Annotated in this window: 16 protein-coding genes and 1 pseudogene; 10 read left to right on the top strand and 7 right to left on the bottom strand. The window is 56.2% G+C overall.

The genetic code is table 11. The features are described 5' to 3' along the window. Window positions 1-6: 6 nt before the first annotated feature. Window positions 7-1326: an amidohydrolase gene (locus tag H9L05_RS08330; protein WP_187733764.1), complete on the bottom strand. Its 1320-nt coding sequence runs from the start codon at window positions 1324-1326 to the stop codon at window positions 7-9. 188 nt (window positions 1327-1514) lie between these two features. On the opposite strand from H9L05_RS08330, the gene H9L05_RS08325 reads away from it, so the two are divergent. The 4 genes from H9L05_RS08325 (at window position 1515) to H9L05_RS08310 (ending at window position 5611) form a co-directional block, all read left to right on the top strand. Continuing rightward, the gene (locus H9L05_RS08325; protein WP_187733763.1) at window positions 1515-2255 is read left to right on the top strand and encodes a WG repeat-containing protein; all 741 of its coding nucleotides are present in this window, start codon (window positions 1515-1517) and stop codon (window positions 2253-2255) included. Between the two features lie 84 nt (window positions 2256-2339). Beyond that, window positions 2340-3122 (top strand): energy transducer TonB, encoded by a 783-nt coding sequence (locus H9L05_RS08320; protein WP_187733762.1) that lies wholly within the window; start codon window positions 2340-2342, stop codon window positions 3120-3122. Window positions 3123-3243: 121 nt separating this feature from the next. Continuing rightward, window positions 3244-4803, top strand: a complete 1560-nt coding sequence (locus H9L05_RS08315) for a hydroxymethylglutaryl-CoA reductase (protein ID WP_187733761.1) — start codon at window positions 3244-3246, stop codon at window positions 4801-4803. Between the two features lie 79 nt (window positions 4804-4882). After that, complete coding sequence (locus H9L05_RS08310; RefSeq protein ID WP_187733760.1) at window positions 4883-5611, top strand: hypothetical protein; 729 nt, start codon at window positions 4883-4885, stop codon at window positions 5609-5611. A 113-nt stretch (window positions 5612-5724) separates the two neighbouring features. Here the strand turns inward: H9L05_RS08310 and H9L05_RS08305 are convergent, their stop codons facing one another. Together H9L05_RS08305 and H9L05_RS08300 are read right to left on the bottom strand one after the other, a co-directional pair. Next, window positions 5725-6249: a hypothetical protein gene (locus tag H9L05_RS08305; protein WP_187733759.1), complete on the bottom strand. Its 525-nt coding sequence runs from the start codon at window positions 6247-6249 to the stop codon at window positions 5725-5727. A 65-nt stretch (window positions 6250-6314) separates the two neighbouring features. Beyond that, window positions 6315-7517, bottom strand: a complete 1203-nt coding sequence (locus H9L05_RS08300) for a homogentisate 1,2-dioxygenase (RefSeq protein WP_187733758.1) — start codon at window positions 7515-7517, stop codon at window positions 6315-6317. 85 nt (window positions 7518-7602) lie between these two features. Here H9L05_RS08300 and H9L05_RS08295 point away from each other — a divergent pair, with 85 nt between their 5' ends. Then, window positions 7603-8796 (top strand): transglutaminase-like domain-containing protein, encoded by a 1194-nt coding sequence (locus H9L05_RS08295; protein ID WP_223284821.1) that lies wholly within the window; start codon window positions 7603-7605, stop codon window positions 8794-8796. A gap of 134 nt (window positions 8797-8930) precedes the next feature. Here H9L05_RS08295 and H9L05_RS08290 read toward each other — a convergent pair whose 3' ends face one another. The 4 genes from H9L05_RS08290 to H9L05_RS23405 form a co-directional block, all read right to left on the bottom strand. Then, window positions 8931-9605 (bottom strand): HEAT repeat domain-containing protein, encoded by a 675-nt coding sequence (locus H9L05_RS08290; RefSeq protein WP_187733757.1) that lies wholly within the window; start codon window positions 9603-9605, stop codon window positions 8931-8933. Between the two features lie 194 nt (window positions 9606-9799). Continuing rightward, complete coding sequence (locus H9L05_RS23415) at window positions 9800-10141, bottom strand: hypothetical protein (protein ID WP_223284820.1); 342 nt, start codon at window positions 10139-10141, stop codon at window positions 9800-9802. After that, window positions 10105-11010: a S41 family peptidase gene (locus tag H9L05_RS23410; RefSeq protein ID WP_223284926.1), complete on the bottom strand. Its 906-nt coding sequence runs from the start codon at window positions 11008-11010 to the stop codon at window positions 10105-10107. The genes H9L05_RS23415 and H9L05_RS23410 overlap by 37 nt, the downstream gene beginning before the upstream one ends. Then, window positions 11001-11480 carry a S41 family peptidase gene (locus H9L05_RS23405; protein WP_223284819.1) on the bottom strand — a complete coding sequence of 160 codons (480 nt, stop codon included), beginning with the start codon at window positions 11478-11480 and terminating at the stop codon, window positions 11001-11003. Before H9L05_RS23405 ends, H9L05_RS23410 begins: the two co-directional genes overlap by 10 nt. 370 nt (window positions 11481-11850) lie before the next feature. Here H9L05_RS23405 and ruvX point away from each other — a divergent pair, with 370 nt between their 5' ends. From ruvX to H9L05_RS08260, 5 genes and pseudogenes are all read left to right on the top strand, one after another. Then, window positions 11851-12261 (top strand): Holliday junction resolvase RuvX, encoded by a 411-nt coding sequence (ruvX, locus tag H9L05_RS08280; protein ID WP_187733756.1) that lies wholly within the window; start codon window positions 11851-11853, stop codon window positions 12259-12261. Further along, window positions 12258-12880, top strand: a pseudogene (locus tag H9L05_RS08275) (peptide deformylase). The gene ruvX and the pseudogene H9L05_RS08275 overlap by 4 nt, the downstream one beginning before the upstream one ends. A gap of 31 nt (window positions 12881-12911) precedes the next feature. Beyond that, a complete protein-coding gene (locus tag H9L05_RS08270) occupies window positions 12912-13880 on the top strand; it encodes a zinc dependent phospholipase C family protein (RefSeq protein ID WP_187733755.1) in 969 nt (322 codons plus the stop codon). An 89-nt stretch (window positions 13881-13969) separates the two neighbouring features. Continuing rightward, window positions 13970-14341: a DMT family protein gene (locus tag H9L05_RS08265; RefSeq protein WP_187733754.1), complete on the top strand. Its 372-nt coding sequence runs from the start codon at window positions 13970-13972 to the stop codon at window positions 14339-14341. Between the two features lie 102 nt (window positions 14342-14443). After that, window positions 14444-16765 carry a patatin-like phospholipase family protein gene (locus tag H9L05_RS08260; protein ID WP_187733753.1) on the top strand — a complete coding sequence of 774 codons (2322 nt, stop codon included), beginning with the start codon at window positions 14444-14446 and terminating at the stop codon, window positions 16763-16765. Window positions 16766-16772: the final 7 nt, after the last annotated feature.

The raw sequence follows: 16772 nt of genomic DNA, 5'->3' as shown, positions 1-16772 counted from the left end.
AGTCATCTACTTCTTCATCGTCAGGTAATCAGCGGCCAGCATGGTTAGCGTCTTGACTCCCAGGGTAAAGCCGCTTTCATCTAGGCGAAAGCCGGGCGTGTGGTGGGGCGCGGTGGTGGCCGGATCGGTGCCTTTGCTCATGGCACCAACAAACACGAATACGCCGGGCACTTTCTCCTGAAAATATGCGAAGTCTTCGGCGCCGGTTACGGCCTTTTGCAGGACCACCTTATCTGCCGCGCCGGCCGCCGTGCGCAGCGTGGGCAGCATGCGCTCGGTGAGGCGCGGATCGTTGTAAGTCACGGGGGCATAGTTCACAATGTCAACTTCGGCCGTGGCGCCGGCGCTTTCGGCTATGTTGGTGGCCGTGCGACGAATATCCGCCCAGATTTTCTGCTGCATCTCCTTGCTCAGCGTCCGGATGGTGCCCGTCAGCTCCACTTGCTCCGGGATGATGTTGTTGCGCACGCCGCCGTGCACCATGCCCACCGTAATAACAGCCGCATCCTCCGTCAGCTCCGTCTGGCGGCTGATAATGGTTTGCAGCCCCATAATAATCTGGGCGCTGGCTACTACCGGGTCTACGCTCAGCCATGGATACGCGCCGTGGGCCGATTTGCCTTTCACCTTAATCGTGAAGACGTCGGAGCTGGCCATGGTGCCGGTCGGCCGGTACTTGAGCGTACCCACTTCGGTCTGGGCATTGACGTGGACGCCAAAGATGGCGTCTACTTTGGGGTTGTCGAGTACGCCTTCCTTTACCATGAGCTTGGCGCCGCCTTCTTCGCCGGGCAGAGAACCTTCCTCGGCAGGCTGAAAAATAAACTTCACGGTGCCGGGCAGATCTTTTTTTACCTGGCTCAACACCTCAGCTGCTCCCATGAGCATAGCCACGTGCGAGTCGTGGCCGCAAGCATGCATCACGCCCACCTGCTGGCCATTGTAGGTGGTGGTGGCCTTCGAGCGAAAGGTTAATTCGTTGTTTTCGGTCACGGGCAGCGCGTCCATGTCGGCGCGCAGCGCTACCACGGGGCCAGGCTTACCGCCTTTCAGAATTCCCACTACGCCGGTGCGGGCCACGCCGGTTTGCACTTCCAAACCCAGCTTTTTGAGGTGAGCCGCTACTATCTCGGCCGTGCGCTTCTCCTGGTTGCCCAGCTCCGGGTGTTCGTGGAAGTCGCGGCGCCAAGCAATGACTTTCGCTTCCTCCTGCTGGGCTAGTTTAGCAATACGGGCATTTAGGCCGGAATTTTGAGCGGAGGCAGGCACGGTTCCAAGGCCAGTAAGCATCGCTGCTGCCAGCAAGGCTGAGTAAATGGATTTCATAAGGAGTGGTGTTGGCGAATGAATGAGTACACAAGGTACAATGCAGGCAGAATACGAAGAAAATACGCTGGCCGTAGCTCACTTATCTCTAGGGGGCTGATGCCTTACAACTTCCTCTCCCGGCTTCTGCTACCAACCTGCAAAGTAGGGCGGCGTGGCTTGCTGCTGTTAGCTGTGCAGCTTTTGCTGTGGCCGGCGCTGGCCCAAATGCCCCCAGCCGCCTCGTGCCCTTCCGCCGCGGCAGCCTCTGGGGCTACTCTGACCAGCAGCGCCGCCTCGTGCTGCCCCTGCGCTACGACGATGCCGGCCCTTTCGTGGAAGATATTGCCTGGGTGCGCCGGGGGGCAAATTTCGGCTACATCACCCCCGATGGCACCGCCCTCACGCCCCTGCACTTCACCCGTGCCGACAACTTCCGGCGCGGCCGCGCCACCGTGGAGCTACAGGGCCAAACCTTCCAGCTAGACCGCGCCGGCAACCGCCTCACCGCCCCACCCGACTCCACCGAATATGCAGCCGAAACCGACTTTCTGGAGCAGGGCGACCTGGTGCGCCGCAACGGCAAAGTCGGCTTCCGCTTCAGCGTGGGCCACGCCGTAGTGCCCGCCGAGTACGACGAAATCCGGGACAGCTACCACGGCCTGCTGTTCGTGCGCCGGGGGGCAAAATGGGGCGTCATCAACCAAAAAGGCAAGCTGGTGCTGCCCCTGGAATACGACGCCATCCGGGCCACGCCCGCCAACGGCTACGCTTTCCCCATCATCGAGCAGGCAGGCCGCTTCGGCTACCTCGCCGCCGACGGCAAGCTGCTGGTGAAGCCTCAGTACCGCGAGGCCCAGCCCTTCGTGGGCAGCGCGGCGCGGGTGTTCACCGTCGGCGGACAGACGGGCTATATCGATACGCGGGGCCGGGAGTTTTTTGAGGAGTGAAATGGTGAGTTGCTCGGTTGGGGGGCTTTTTCAAGTTTTTCTGATAGCTTACTAGGCAAGTCTTCACATCGTAAGGCCCTTCTAATGCTCAACCTGCCCATTCTCAACGTCCGGATTCAGCCTTGCACGGTGGACGAGCAACACCTGACGCCCCAGGCGCTGGGTCACCATTGTGACCTCTGCAACCGGCTCGTGCAGGATTTTACCAACAGCACACTAGCTGAGTTGGAGCAGGCAAGGGCAGCTTCCCCTGATGGCCGGGTGTGCGGCCGTTTCGCGCCGCAGCAACTGGTACCCGTGGTGCGGCATCAGCCGAAGATACAGTTGCGGCCGAAGCTGCGGCGGTTTCTTGTGGCGCTGGTATTGGTGTGTGGGTTGGGACTCACAAGGCTGGAGGCACTGGCACAGGTGCAGAAAGCTGCGCATCAGTGTAGCCGCCACCCAGATTCAACTTTGAAATTCAAAATATCGGAACAACTAAACCCGATAACCCTTACCTCAGATCTAGAGCAAGTATTGGCGCCGGTTGGCGAGCTACCGAAGCCTGAGATAAAACTAGTAATGGGCTTTGTAGCAGAAGTAATGCCTGTTTACAAAAACGGTGGAGAAGAAGGACTGACAAAATTTATTCGGGAAAATATGAAGTATCCGATCAGCTCAAGGCCCGTCGGCAAAGTGTTCATCAACTTTGTCGTAACGAAAACTGGGAAGGTTGAGGATCTGCGTATACTGAAAGGCTTGGAGCCAACAGCGGATGCGGAGGCCTTGCGAGTAATGCGACTAATGGGACCGTGGATACCGGGGTATCAGCTCGATCAACCAATAGACACGCGTTATACAATTCCCATCACATTCAGCATTGAGTAGTTCCCTTTTCATCTACTCTTAGAGTGAAGTACAAAAGCAACTGCTAAGTATTTCAGCCTATCCTTTCCCAAAAAATTCGCACCTTATAAGCCGATAGTTCTAACCCCACCTCTCCCGGCTTATGATCTTTACGCCCAGTCCTATGCTGCTCAAGCTGCTCTACACGCGTGGCAGCCTGCGCAACACGCCCAACGGCGTGGCTTTCAGCATCAAAAACCGCCTCGACACGGTGCGCTTCACCCGCCTCGACTACGTGCAAATTGATGGGGAGCGCATCACCCCCGAGCACATTGCCCTCGACCTGGGCGACGGCGACATTCGCCCTGCTCCCGATGTGCTGAGCCGCACGCCCGGCGGCCTAGAGTTTCTGGTGGGCCATAGCATCACGTTTTACCTGACCACGACAGCCTTGTCAGAGGGTTTGCACGGCGTACAGGTGCAGTTCGCGGCCGATCCTTTCGGCGACCTGCACGTGGAGGTAGAGGACAGCATCGTCAATCAGTCGACCAACCGAACGCGCATTCCGCGCCAAGATGCCGACGACTACGCCGAGGCCGCCATTCAGGAGCGGCAGCACTTCGCCCAGACGTACACTGGTCAGGAATTCGAGCATCTTAAAAAATACTCCTTCGACCCGCACATGCTACAGGGCAACTGCGAGCATTTTGTGGGCGTGGCCCAGATTCCGTTGGGTTTGGCCGGGCCGCTTACTGTGCACGGCGAGCATGCCCAGGGCGATTTCCTCATTCCGATGGCTACCACCGAAGGCACGCTGGTAGCCAGCTACAACCGCGGTATGCAGGTGCTTAACCTGTGCGGGGGCGTGAAGTGCACTGTCATCGGCGACGCCATGCAGCGGGCCCCCGTGTTCGTGTTCGATGATGCCCGCGGCGCCCGCGACTTTTCTAAGTGGGTAGAGGCCGAAATCGACTCTATTCGTCAGGAGGCCGAAAGCACTTCGCGCGTAGCCAAGCTCCAGTACATCGATACGTATCTGGCCACCAAGTTTGCCTACCTGCGCTTCAACTACAGCACCGGCGACGCGGCCGGGCAAAACATGGTTGGGCGCGCCACTTTCGCCGCCTGCTCCTGGATTCTGGAAAACTACAAGGGGCCCGGTATCCGCCACTTCTACCTCGAATCCAACTTCGCCACCGACAAAAAAGCCTCCCAGATCAACGTGATGCGCACCCGCGGCAAGCGCGTGGTAGCCGAGGCCGTGGTGAAGCGCGACATTCTACAGCAACGCATGCGCGTGACGCCTGAGCAACTGGCTTACCACGGGCAGGTGAGCAACGTGGGGGCCTTTATTTCGGGGGCCAATAACAACGGCGCGCACTCGGCCAACGGCATTACGGCAATGTTCATTGCTACTGGTCAGGATGTGGCCAACGTGTCGGAATCAAGCGCGGGGGTGCTGTACTCGGAGGTCACGAAGGAGGGCGACCTGTATTTGAATATCACTATTCCGTCTCTCATCGTAGCCACGCACGGCGGCGGCACCGGGCTGGCCACACAGAATGAGTGCCTGCGGATGCTGGGCTGCGTGGGCCGGGGCACGGTGAACAAGTTTGCCGAAATCGTGGCGGGCGTGGTGCTGGCCGGCGAGCTAAGTCTGGGCGCGGCCATTTCGAGCAGCGACTGGGTAAGCAGCCACGAGCAGTACGGACGCAATCGGTAAAACTGTGCTTCAGGCTTTATACACCTCTGGCTTTGAGACTGTTGGTCCTATTTAATACTCTATATCTATCCCATTTAAGATGAAACGAATAAGCTTGATTGCGTTATTGAATTTGTCGTTGATTAGCGTGAGCATAGCTCAAAACCAAACCGTAACAATGAGCGAAATGGGGCGCCTGACGGGGGGCTCGTATACGCCCTTCGAATACCGCCGCATCGTTGATCAAACCAAGCTTACGCCCGATCAGGCCTACTACACGCCCGACTGGAAGGCCGGTACGATATTGCTAGCCAACAATCAGGCGCTGGCGGTGCCGGCCATGCGCTTCAACATGGCAATGCGACTGGTAGAGGTGCAGGACCCAAGCGCAGAAGGGGGAATTCGGGTAGTGCCCCCAGCCAGCGTGCGCGGTTTTATACTGGGAGCAGCCGGACAGAACGGGCAGATTTTCGAGGTCCAGTCGTATCGGTCGGCAACGTATAGCGGCAAAAACTATTTCGAGTCGCTCAATCAGGGCCCCGTACGCTTATTTCTGCTTCACGAAGTAGTGGAGCGGCCAGCTGCTCGCAATGAAGCTCTTGGCGTTGAAACACGCGCCGCCCAATACCTACGCAGTACCCAGCCGTACGTGTTGCGCGCCGGACAGGAGCGAGTTGAGCCCCTAAGTCTGACTAAGAAGGCAGTGCTGCGTTTGTTCAACGAAAAAGCCCCCCAGATGGAAGCCTATGCCAGCCAGAACAATCTAAGCTATGAGCAGCTGCCCCACATAGCGAAGATGATGGAGCACTATAAGACGCTAAATAATTAATTATCGGCTGATTGTGCGACGGCCACTACCAGTCGCTAGACGTTCATAAACCACATAAAAAAAGCCCCCCAGAATATTCCGGGGGCTTTTTTTATGTGGTTTATGCGTCTTGCCTACAGCGGATCGGCAGTTACTTTGAAGCGGGAGTCGGCACGCATGGTGATATCCTGCGCAACGGCGCGCTTCACGCGGGCCTCCGTAGTAAGCGTGTAGCCGGATGCCTTGAGATATTTATCCAGCTTGGCGCCGCTTGGCTTGAGGTCAATAACCTTCTGCCCCGTAGGTACCGGGCTCAGTGAAGCCAACGCAACCCGGTCGCTCTGATCGGTGCTGATATAGATGGTTACGCTTTCCAAAAAGTCGAAATTCTCGTTGTTCGGGTCGGTAATTGTGAGCGTGAGCTTATTCAGGCTCACATCTTTTACCAGATCAGCGCGTGTATCCTCGTTCTTGAAGCGTTCCTCTGAGCGGGTTGTCACGGCTACCGGCGCAACAGGAATCAGCCCTACTACAGCGTTGCCCGCAACTTTAATATTCTGGGTATCATCAATGTAGAAAGTGAGCAGTTGATCAATTTTCTCGCACCCAGCAGTTAGAAACAGAAGAGCGAGCGGAATGAGAAACAGTATTTTTTTCATATGATTAGCTTTTGCCATAATTCCGCAACAACTCGGCCAATCGGTTTCACTTTCTAGTAAATCGTTTAGTCCATCATATCGGCGGCACGAGGGGCTTCGTGCTTGAAATCTGGGTTCCAGCTCATCGGGTATTTATCATCCACGTATTGCAGGGCCGTTTCGGTCAGGTACATGGGGCGGAAGGTATCGACCATTACGGCTAGCTCATGGGTTTCCTTTTTGCCAATGCTGGCCTCTACCGTGCCGGGGTGCGGACCGTGGGGCAAGCCGCTTGGATGAACCGTAAACGACGCCAGATCAATGCCTTTGCGCGACATGAAATTGCCGGCCACATAATAAAGCACCTCGTCGGAGTCGACGTTGGAGTGATTGTATGGCGCCGGAATACTCTGGGGGTGATAATCGAACAGGCGCGGCACGAAGGAGCAGATGACGAAATTGTGCGCCTCAAAGGTCTGGTGCACGGGCGGCGGCTGGTGAATGCGGCCCGTAATGGGCTCAAAATCATGAATGGAGAAAGCGTAGGGAAAGAAGTAGCCGTCCCAGCCGACCACATCGAAGGGCGAATGGGCGTAGGTAAGCTGGTGCAAAAAACCTTCTTTCTTGACTTGCACGCGGTATTCGCCGGGCTCATCTTCAATGATTAACTCCGTGGGCGGCCGCATATCCCGCTCGCAGTAAGGAGAATGCTCCAACAGCTGCCCGAAGTGGTTACGGTAGCGCCGGCACGTTTCGATGGGGCTAAACGACTCAATAATGAGCAACCGCACGGGCCCTTCTTCGAAATGAAACTGATGAATAATAGTGCGCGGCACCACCACGTAGTCGCCGGGCTCAAAGCTGACTTTGCCCAATTGGCTCCACAGCTCGCCGCGGCCTTCGTGCACGAAAATCACCTCGTCGGCCAAGGCATTTTTGTAGTAATACTGCATGCGCCGCTCCGTAGGATTGCAGATGCTGAGCATCACATCGGCATTGCCCATCAGCGTTTGCCTGGCCTGGAGGTAGTCGCCGCCGGTGGTGGTTTGGGCAAGTGTGCGCAGATGACTGGGCTGTAACGCTCTGTCCTTTAGTAGCTTTTCGCTGTAAGGCACCGGCTCGCCCACTTCTTTTATCTGGGTAGGCGGGTTAATATGATAGAGCAAGGAAGAGACGCCGTGGAAGCCGAGCGTGCCCACGAGCTGCTCTGCGTAGAGCGACCCATCGGGTTGGCGAAACTGGGTGTGGCGCTTGCGCGGAATCTGGCCGAGGCGGTGGTAATAAGCCATAGAAGTAAAGAAAGCAAGGGTGGGATTGCCTAGTAATACGAGCTGGAAGGTCGGCAAATTCCCCTAAAAACGCTACCCACGAGGCTTGCCTCGCGCCGGCACCGTACCTTTGCCGGCGGACACCGTTCTTCATATCTACTTCATTTATAAGCTGCTGCTCGCCAACTTTTTATTGAAGCCGGAGTTTGCAGCAAAACTATTCCCTATTGTGATTCGTGCTTTTCTTTCGCCTGAACGACTCGGGCAACTTGCTTTTCTGTTTTTGATTACCGCGTTCACACCCAGCACAGGCTCGTTGCCGGAGCCAGCGCCCAAAAAAGCCCCCCAGCCGATCCGCGTTCGTACGTTTGCCTTCGAATACAAGACAACCGTTCGGGATTTGCCCCCCAGCGCGAAGGCCGTTGATCTGTGGTTACCTGTGCCGCACTCCGATAAGTCGCAAACCATTAGCGACTTAAAGATAGATTCGCCGCATGCCTACGAGGTAGTGAAGGCGCAGTATAATAACCAGATGCTGCACCTAAAGGTGAAGAATCCGTCGGCAGAGCCTTTCACCGTGTCGGTGCGTTTTCAGGCGGCAAGGCGCGAGCACCTGAACCCAGCCGTAGCGCCCAAATCCAGCACCGTAGCGGCCAAAACCACCGAAGCACCAGACCCCAATATGGCCCGCTGGCTGGAGCCCGACCGCCTCGTGCCGCTGGACAATAAGATCAGGCAGTGGGCCAACGAGGTGGTGGTGCAAGCCCATGCGCGCACCGATCTTGAAAAGGCGCAAGCTATTTATAATCACGTGGTTTCTACCGTCAAGTACGACAAAACCGGTCAGGGCTGGGGCCGCGGCGACATTTACTATGCCTGCGATGCTCGCCGGGGCAACTGCACCGATTTTCACGCGGTATTTATTGGCTACTGCCGCGCCCTTGGTATTCCGGCGCGCTTCAGCATCGGCTTTCCGCTACCGCCTGAAAGAGGCACAGGCGAGGTAAAAGGGTATCACTGCTGGGCAGAGTTTTACACTGCTGAAACCGGCTGGGTACCTATCGATGCATCAGAAGCGGCCAAAAATCCCGCACAGCGCACTTACTTTTTCGGAGCCCACGATGAAAACCGCGTTGAGCTAACCCGCGGCCGCGACCTTACCCTGGCCCCACGCCAGCAAGGCGCGCCCCTCAACTATTTCGTTTATCCCTATGCCGAAGTAGATGGTCAGCCCTTTACTAGTTTAGAGCAGCACTTCTACTACCAAGACCTGAAATTGCCCCCCAGCAAGCGTAAATAGCCTTTTGATCTTAAAAAGTCCTGCGTACTAAAACAAGAAAAAGCCGGTCGTTCCCAATACTGGGCACAGCCGGCTTTTTGCTTGATAAGCAATTACTAATAGTAGAGTTTTAGCAAATAGATATTGGTAACAAGTTACTGTTTAGCTACTACTAACTCAGTAGCGGCTTCGCGAACATACTCATTGGAATCAGTGCGCAGGGCGGCCACCAACTCAGCTGGTAAGCTGTGACCTGCTGCTTGCAGCGCCAACACACTAGCCAGACGCATATACGCATCCTCATCGGTGAGGCGAGGCAGCGCGTACTCCACAGCTTTCGCTGGATGCAGGTCGGAGAGCGTATTCAATGCATACCGACTAACCAATTTATGATCGTCGTGGCAGATGAGAAACTCCATCAGTTCCGTACGGTGCGGAATGACATAGTGCGCTACGTGCTCAGCGGCTAAGTAGCGCGTATGGTAGAGCGGTGAAAGCAACCCGCGCTCCAGCAGAATGGTGCGCCGAGCGGGCTTCAGTGTTTCAAGGCATTCATAGAGAACATCTTCGTGCAGATAGTCGGCGGTAATGGCTTCCAGCAGTAAGTCGATGCCGCTCACATCGCCCCAACCGCCATTCTGCTTTTCAATCTCCGATATAGTGGCCCGGTGCAGGTCGCTACGGTAGCGCCGACGCTCCATAGTATCGTGGTCGTCGTCCCAGAAGTTTAGCTTCAGTTCTTCCACCAACACTGTTCCACCTTGCCGCCGCGCCATATAGCTCCAGAATTGCTCTAAAGCCTGCTGCAAATCTTTGTGTGTGTCGCTCATTCGTTGTCCGAAAAAAGTTACTTGCGTCTACCGTAACGGCGGGGCTTTCCACCAAAAAAACAGCCTAAGCAGGTGTTAGAGTCCTAACAACAATCACCTATTAATCAATCAATTGAGCTACTAACACCTATCTGCTTTCCCGACGCACTTTTGTGCACTATATAGCGGGATGGTGTGATAGGCAAGAACTATGCTCAGTTCCCAGTAAGCTGAGCCGTACTCGTATCAATGGCGCGCAAGGCCTGCTGAAATTCTATGTCTTGCGCGGCTAACACTGTGTAGTAGGCGTTTTTGCCGTAAGCAATCCGCGCAATGTGTGCCTTGAGTTGCGTACGCAATAGCGGGGCCGCCCGGCGCAAACCAGCTGCATCGGCTACCAAACCTGTGCGGGCAGCTAGTGCACTTAAAGCTTGCAGCTGAGTATCCGTGATGCGGAATGAAGCATTAAACTGCTCAAAGCGCAGACCTTCCAGCTCGGCCTGATGATCCTGGTAAAACTTCAAAGCGTACTCGCGCACCAGATTGCGACTTTGCAAACGGCGTAAATACTTGGAGAAAGCCGTGGTATCGCGGGGCACAAATAAGTCGGGCATGATACCGCCACCGCCATACACCGTGCGACCGTGCATGGTGCGATACCGAAGCGAGTCGGCGAAATGAATGCTATCGGCGTGGAAATACTCGCCCTGGCGCTGACGCTTGGCCAGTTCCTGCTCATACTCAGCGTGCCCCCCTGATACGATTTCTGAATGGAGCGCCCTGAGGGCGTGTAATAGCGGGCAATAGTCAGGCGCAGCTCTGAGCCATCATTCAGAGCGATGGGCTGCTGCACTAAGCCTTTACCAAAAGTGCGACGACCTACTAACAGGGCGCGGTCGTGGTCTTGCAATGCTCCGGCCACTACTTCCGCGGCCGAGGCACTGCCTTCATCGACTAGCACTACCAGGGGGCCTTCTTCAAATTCGCCCAGCACCCTGGAATACGTCTGGGTATCGTATTGGTCGCCTTTGCCGTCGGTATACACGATTTTGCGGGTGCCGGCAATAAACTCATCGGCCATTTTGGTGGCGCGGTCGAGGTAGCCGCCGGGGTTGCCACGCAAGTCCAATACCAGGCGCGACATACCTTGGCGGCGCAAGTCGCCCAAGGCTTGCTTGAACTCCTCATAAGTATTGTTGGCAAACCGGCTCACCTTGATATAGCCAGTCTGATTGTCAACCATATAAGCCACTTCCACCGAATTGTTTGGCACCCGCTCGCGGGTTACCGTTACGTTCAGCGGCTTGGGTAAGCCACGGCGATGAACCTGGATTTGCACCCGGCTGGCCCGCGGACCGCGCAGCTTGCTGTACACCAGTTCGGTCGTCATGCGCACCCCTGATACAGCTTCGCCATTTACGGCCAGCAGTTGGTCGCCGGGACGTAGGCCAGCATGCTCCGCCGGGCCGCCCCCAGCGAAGCTATTACTGTAACTGTGTCTTGAAAAATATTAAACTCTACTCCTACGCCGTCAAAATCACTTTGCAGAAAGGCTGACGCCTGCGTTTGGTCTTTGGCGGGAATGAATACCGAGTGTGGATCGAGGCGCTCCAGCATACGGCCAATGGCATAGTCAGAAAGGGCTTCAGCATCAACCGAATCGACATAATCGCGGTCGACGTAGCTCAAGATCTCTTTGAACTTCAGGTAGCCCCGTGAGGTGCTGTCAGGATTTTGCCCCGATGGCCTGAAGGGATTGGCCCCAACCAGCATCCCGCCCGCCAGCACCAACGCTAATAGCCATGGCTGCCGCACCTGGAAGCGGGAAGCACGAGGCGCCGACGTCGGAGAAAGCTCCGGAGCAGGCGTCGAAGCAGTGTTCGACTTGGCGTTCATAAAAAGCTGGAAGAGTAGATGTTTTAACTATAAACTGCAGTTAGCGACAAGGCAACATTCCAAATCTATTAAAACTATTACGGGAAAACCATGCCTATTATTAACTGTGAATTGATTTCAAATAACAATACAATTTTATATTTTGTAAGACATATTTATAAGATAAAGGGGTTATAAAGACTTATATGAGCTCAATAATGCTGTCTTGCCTGAACAGTTTGTTATATAATTTTTTTAATAAAAAGAATCACTGGCGCTTCCAGCCTGCGTTAGCCCAGCCTGAACGAGCACGCAGGGCAATACGGATGAGGGCTGTATCTTTGAGGCGGAAAGCAGCATTACTGCACGCCCTTTATCTTACCTTGAAGCGATGAGCCGAATTCTTGCCATTGATTACGGCAACAAACGTGTTGGACTAGCCGTGACGGATCCGATGCAGCTCATTGCGACGCCCCTCGAAACCATCCACAGTCAGGACCTGTTGGCTTACATTCAGGCGTATCACCAGCGCGAGCCGTTGGCGGCCATTGTAGTAGGAATGCCACGCACCTTGCTCAATGAGCCAACTGATGTGACAAGCGCGGTAGTTGGTTTGGTGCGGCGTTTGCGTCGCGAGCTGCCGACGGTGCCGGTGCATGAACTCGACGAGCGCTACACCTCGCGTATGGCGCACGCCGCTATGCTGGCCGGGGGGCTTTCCAAGAAAGACCGTCGCGATAAAGCCACAGTTGACCGCGTGAGTGCTACGCTTATTTTGCAATCTTTCCTTAATTCCCGATGATTTACCCCATCGTTGCCTTCGGCGACCCAGTGCTGAAAACGCCCGCCAAAGACATATCAGCAGATGTTGACGCGCTGGAGCTAAAGCAGCTCATTGCCGACATGTATGACACCATGTATCACGCTCGTGGCGTGGGCTTGGCCGCTCCGCAGATTGGACGGAGTGTGCGCTTATTCGTTATCGACTCGGCCCCTATGCTGGACGACGAGGATGGGGAGGATGAAGAAACTACTGAAGCTCCGTCAGCCGACGAAAATGCCCCCAGGACCAAGCCGTGAAGCGCGCCTTCATCAACCCTGTGATGGTGAGCGAAACTGGCGAGGAATGGGGCTTCGAGGAAGGCTGCCTGAGTATTCCGGGTGTACGCGAAATGGTGTATCGGCCGGCCAATATTGTGCTGCGCTACGAGGACGAAAACCGCGTGGTACGCGAAGAAGCCTTCTCCGGTATGACCGCCCGCGTTATTCAGCACGAGTACGATCATCTGGAGGGCATTCTGTTCACCGATCATTTGTCGGGCTTCAAAAAGCAATTGCTCAAGGGCAAGCTTACCCGCATCAGCAAGGGCGATGTGAAGGCCGACTATCGGTTGCGCTTCGCGGGGCAAGGGCGGCGCTAAGTCGAAAGAATTTGCCCCCCAGCCACTGGTTATGAAGAAGCTCCCGCTGCTTTTGTTGCTCCTGCTGCTGCCTTTGCAGCCGCGGGCGTGGGGGTTTTTCGGGCATCGAATGATTAATCGGCTGGCGGTATTTACGCTGCCGACCGAGCTGCTGGGATTTTATAAAAAGCACATCGATTACCTCACCGACCACGCCACCCGTCCTGACCAGCGCCGGGCCGTGGTGCCGGGCGAGGCGGCCCGTCACTTTCTGGACGTAGATGCGTACGGCGACAGCGCGATGGTACGCTTACCCCGCAGCTGGGCCGACGCGGTAGCGAAGTATGGCGAAGACACCTTGCAGCGACACGGCATTGTGCCGTGGCACGTGGCGCGCATGCAGCTTCAGCTAACCGAGGCCTTTCGTACCCGCGACACGGACCGTATTCTGCACCTTTCCGCCGACCTGGGACACTATGTAGCCGACGCGTGCGTGCCGCTGCATAGCACCCGCAACTATAACGGCCAGCTCACAAATCAGCGCGGCATTCATGGGTTGTGGGAAAGCCGCCTGCCGGAGCTGCTGAGTGCCAATTATGACTTCTTTACCGGCCCGGCGCCCTACCTGGATAACCCCGCCTTCAGCATTTGGGAAGCTGTGGGCCGCTCTAATGCCGCCGTCGACTCGGTGCTGCGCTTTGAGCAGGAGCTGACGGCTCGCTTTCCCAACGACAAGAAATACGGCTTCGAGGAGCGCGGTGCCCAGGGTGCCGTGCGGGTGTATTCGCGCGAGTTTAGCAGGGCTTACCATGAGCGTCTGCACGGACAGGTAGAACGCCAAATGCGGCGCGCCGTGCAGCTGGTAGGCGCTTTCTGGTACACCTGCTGGGTGAATGCCGGGCAGCCTGATCTGAAAAATTTGCCCCCCAGCATTTCCGCCGCCGAGCAGCGCCGCTTGGATAAGGAAAATTTGGAGCTAAAAAATGCCCCCCAACGCAGTATTCCGGGCCACGAGGAATGAGGAAGAATGGAAGCGGCAATAAACTAAACACGCGAGATGCTCCGCTCTGCATGACGTGCTTTAGTTTTTGTTATCAGTGAAATGATCCTATGAAAGCCCTCTATACCATTCTGCTGCTCACTGTTTCCAACCTCTTCATGACGTTTGCCTGGTACGGGCATTTGCAGTTCAAGAAGATAACCTGGCTGCATGGGCTCGGGTTAGTCGGCGTGATTCTGGTAAGCTGGGGCCTGGCGTTTTTTGAGTACGTGTTTCAGGTGCCCGCCAACCGCATTGGGTTTGAGGAAAACGGGGGGCCTTTCAACCTGTTTCAGCTCAAGGTTATTCAGGAGGTTATTTCGCTGAGCGTATTTACGCTGTGCGCGGTGTACATTTTCAAAACCGATAAGCTGGCCTGGAACCACGTGGTGGGCTTCGGGCTGCTGGTGGCGGCGGTGTATGTCATCTTTCGCAAATGGTAAGCTGAACGCTAGTGCCGCCGGAAAGCGCTAATTTGCTGACCAGTCGCGCTCAATGTTGGCGGCTCGCTCCCCCTGGGGGCTTTTTTGTGCTACTTCTTCTCTATGATACGTAACTGGTTTCTTTTTTTCGGCCTTCTGATCATAGGGCTCGGCGGGCCCACTCTGCCCGCTCAGGCGCAGAAAGTTGGCTTGGTGCTAAGCGGGGGCGGCGCCAAGGGTTTGGCGCACGTAGGCGTACTGAAGGTTCTGGAAAAGAACAAGATACCGATTGACTACATCATCGGGACAAGCATGGGCTCGGTGGTGGGCGCTATGTACTCGGCCGGTTATTCGCCGGCTGAAATTGAGGAAATCGTGATGGACCCCGACTTTCAGTACTGGGTGTCGGGCGAGCAGTTGCAGGACAAAGCTTTCAACTACCTCAACGCCGACGCCTCGCCGGCGGCCTTGCGCGTGGGCGTGGCTATCGACTCATCGTTGAACACGCGCATCTCGCCCAATCTGATCAACGATGTAAACCTGAACTTTGCGCTGGCCAAGTTTCTGGCTCCGGCCGCCGCCGCCGCCAACTACGATTTCGATAACCTATTCATTCCCTTCCGCTGCCTCGCCGCCGAGGTGTTTACCCGCAAGCAAGTAGTGCAGGAAAGCGGCTCGCTTGCCGACGCGGTGCGCAATTCGATGGCGGTGCCGCTGGTATTTCGGCCCATCCGTAACCCCGATGGCCGCTATCTGTTCGATGGGGGCATTTACAACAACTTCCCCACCGATGTGATGCGGTCTGCGTTTCAGCCTGATATTATCATTGGGGTGAACGTAGGCGACGTGGCCTACAAAAAGTATCCGTTTGAGAAGGACGACGAGCTTTTGCTGGGCTCCATCGTGTTTTTGGGCGCCGATGTAGCCGATACGCTGGCCGTAGGTCCGAACGGGGTATTTATTCAGCCTGATCTGGAAGGCTACGGGGCCACTGACTTCGACAAAGTGCGCGAGCTGATAGAGTTGGGCGAAAAGGCGGCCCAGGATAAGCTCACGCAGATGCTGCGCCGCATTCCGCGCCGCGTCGATACGCTGGCGCTGGCCAGCCGCCGCCGCGAGTTCCAGAATTCGGCTCCCGGTCCGGCCTTTAAGCGCGTGACGGTGCAGGGGTTGGCGAAAAATCAGAATACCTACGTAAGCCGCTTTTTCCGGCGCGAGGGCCGCAGCTATTCCATCGACGAGATTGAGGAAGGCTACTACCGCTTGGCGGCCGACGACTTTTTCCGCAATATCTACCCCCGTATTCGCTACGACAAAGAGCAACAGGGCTATATATTCAACATCGATGCCCGCCAGAATAATAACCTCTCGGCCGAGGCAGGCTTCGTATTGGCTACGCGGGCCGTGGATAATATTTATGTGGGTCTGGAATACCGCTGGCTGACCAAATACTTGTATTCAGCGGCTGCTAACGCCAATCTGGGGCGTTTTTACAATGCCGTGCAGGGCCGCTTCCGGGTGAGTATTCCGGAGAAGCTACCCTTTTTTGTGGAGCCCAGCGTGACCTACAATAACTGGAGCTATCAGCAAACCGGCGGCCTGCTGGGCCGCGATATTCAGAATACCCTGATCGAGCAGAGCGACCTGGCGCTGGGCCTACAGATTGGGATTAGTCCGCGCTACCGCAGCCGGGTTTCGTTGGAGGCGGGCTACTTCGGCAACCAGGATAACTACGCCAATACGCGGGAAGTATCATCCAGCGACGTGCTGGACCGCACCAGCTTCCGCGGCCTGACGGCGGCGCTCCGCTACAGCCGCAACTCCCTGAACCGCAAGCAGTATCCTACGGCCGGGCGCCGGGCGTTGGCCAGCATCCGTGGGGTGCGCGGCACCGAAATCTACAGCCCCGGCTCTACCTCCGTATTTGAGAATGAGTACCGCGACGACCACCAATGGCTACAGCTCTCAGCTACCGCGGAGCAGTACTTTATGCTGCCCAGCAAAAAGCAGATCTGGGGTTATTTTGGAGAAGTTGTCGTCAGTGGGCAGGCCCGCTTCGCCAACTTCCGTTCGTCTCAGACAACCTCGCCGGTATTCTCGCCACTGGTTGATTCGCGCACGCTGTTTCTGGATAACTACCGCTCGCCGCGTTATGCTGCCGCTGGTCTGCGCTTCTCCCAAAGCCTGCTGGCCAGCAAGTTGGAGTGGCGTTCCGAAGCCTTCACCCACCTTGTGTATAAGCCCTTGCGCGACAGCGAAGGGCAGCGGGCCATCCAAAAATCCGGCTTCGACCGGCCTCGTTTGACGGCTAGTACTGGCTTTGTGTATCAGACGCCCGTTGGGCCGCTGGCCTTGCACGGCATTTACTACGACGACTCAGCCAAGCGCTTTGGGGTGTTTGGCCACATTGGCTATCTGCTGTTTCATGGCCGTTCGCTGGACTAACCCAAAC

The sequence above is a fragment of the Hymenobacter qilianensis genome (genome assembly GCF_014489555.1).
In the GTDB taxonomy this organism is placed as follows: Bacteria; Bacteroidota; Bacteroidia; order Cytophagales; family Hymenobacteraceae; genus Hymenobacter; species Hymenobacter qilianensis.
This window is presented reverse-complemented; position numbering and strand designations above follow the sequence as displayed.

Excerpts from the sequence above, each read along its gene's own strand:
- H9L05_RS08265 (WP_187733754.1), top strand. The coding sequence starts at position 13,970 with ATGAAAGCCCTCTATACCATTCTGCTGCTCACTGTTTCCAACCTCTTC.
- ruvX (WP_187733756.1), top strand. The coding sequence starts at position 11,851 with ATGAGCCGAATTCTTGCCATTGATTACGGCAACAAACGTGTTGGACTA.
- H9L05_RS08290 (WP_187733757.1), bottom strand. The coding sequence starts at position 9,605 with ATGAGCGACACACACAAAGATTTGCAGCAGGCTTTAGAGCAATTCTGG.
- H9L05_RS08315 (WP_187733761.1), top strand. The coding sequence starts at position 3,244 with ATGATCTTTACGCCCAGTCCTATGCTGCTCAAGCTGCTCTACACGCGT.
- H9L05_RS08320 (WP_187733762.1), top strand. The coding sequence starts at position 2,340 with ATGCTCAACCTGCCCATTCTCAACGTCCGGATTCAGCCTTGCACGGTG.
- H9L05_RS08305 (WP_187733759.1), bottom strand. The coding sequence starts at position 6,249 with ATGAAAAAAATACTGTTTCTCATTCCGCTCGCTCTTCTGTTTCTAACT.
- H9L05_RS08310 (WP_187733760.1), top strand. The coding sequence starts at position 4,883 with ATGAAACGAATAAGCTTGATTGCGTTATTGAATTTGTCGTTGATTAGC.
- H9L05_RS08300 (WP_187733758.1), bottom strand. The coding sequence starts at position 7,517 with ATGGCTTATTACCACCGCCTCGGCCAGATTCCGCGCAAGCGCCACACC.
- H9L05_RS08260 (WP_187733753.1), top strand. The coding sequence starts at position 14,444 with ATGATACGTAACTGGTTTCTTTTTTTCGGCCTTCTGATCATAGGGCTC.
- H9L05_RS08270 (WP_187733755.1), top strand. The coding sequence starts at position 12,912 with ATGAAGAAGCTCCCGCTGCTTTTGTTGCTCCTGCTGCTGCCTTTGCAG.
- H9L05_RS23405 (WP_223284819.1), bottom strand. The coding sequence starts at position 11,480 with ATGAACGCCAAGTCGAACACTGCTTCGACGCCTGCTCCGGAGCTTTCT.
- H9L05_RS08330 (WP_187733764.1), bottom strand. The coding sequence starts at position 1,326 with ATGAAATCCATTTACTCAGCCTTGCTGGCAGCAGCGATGCTTACTGGC.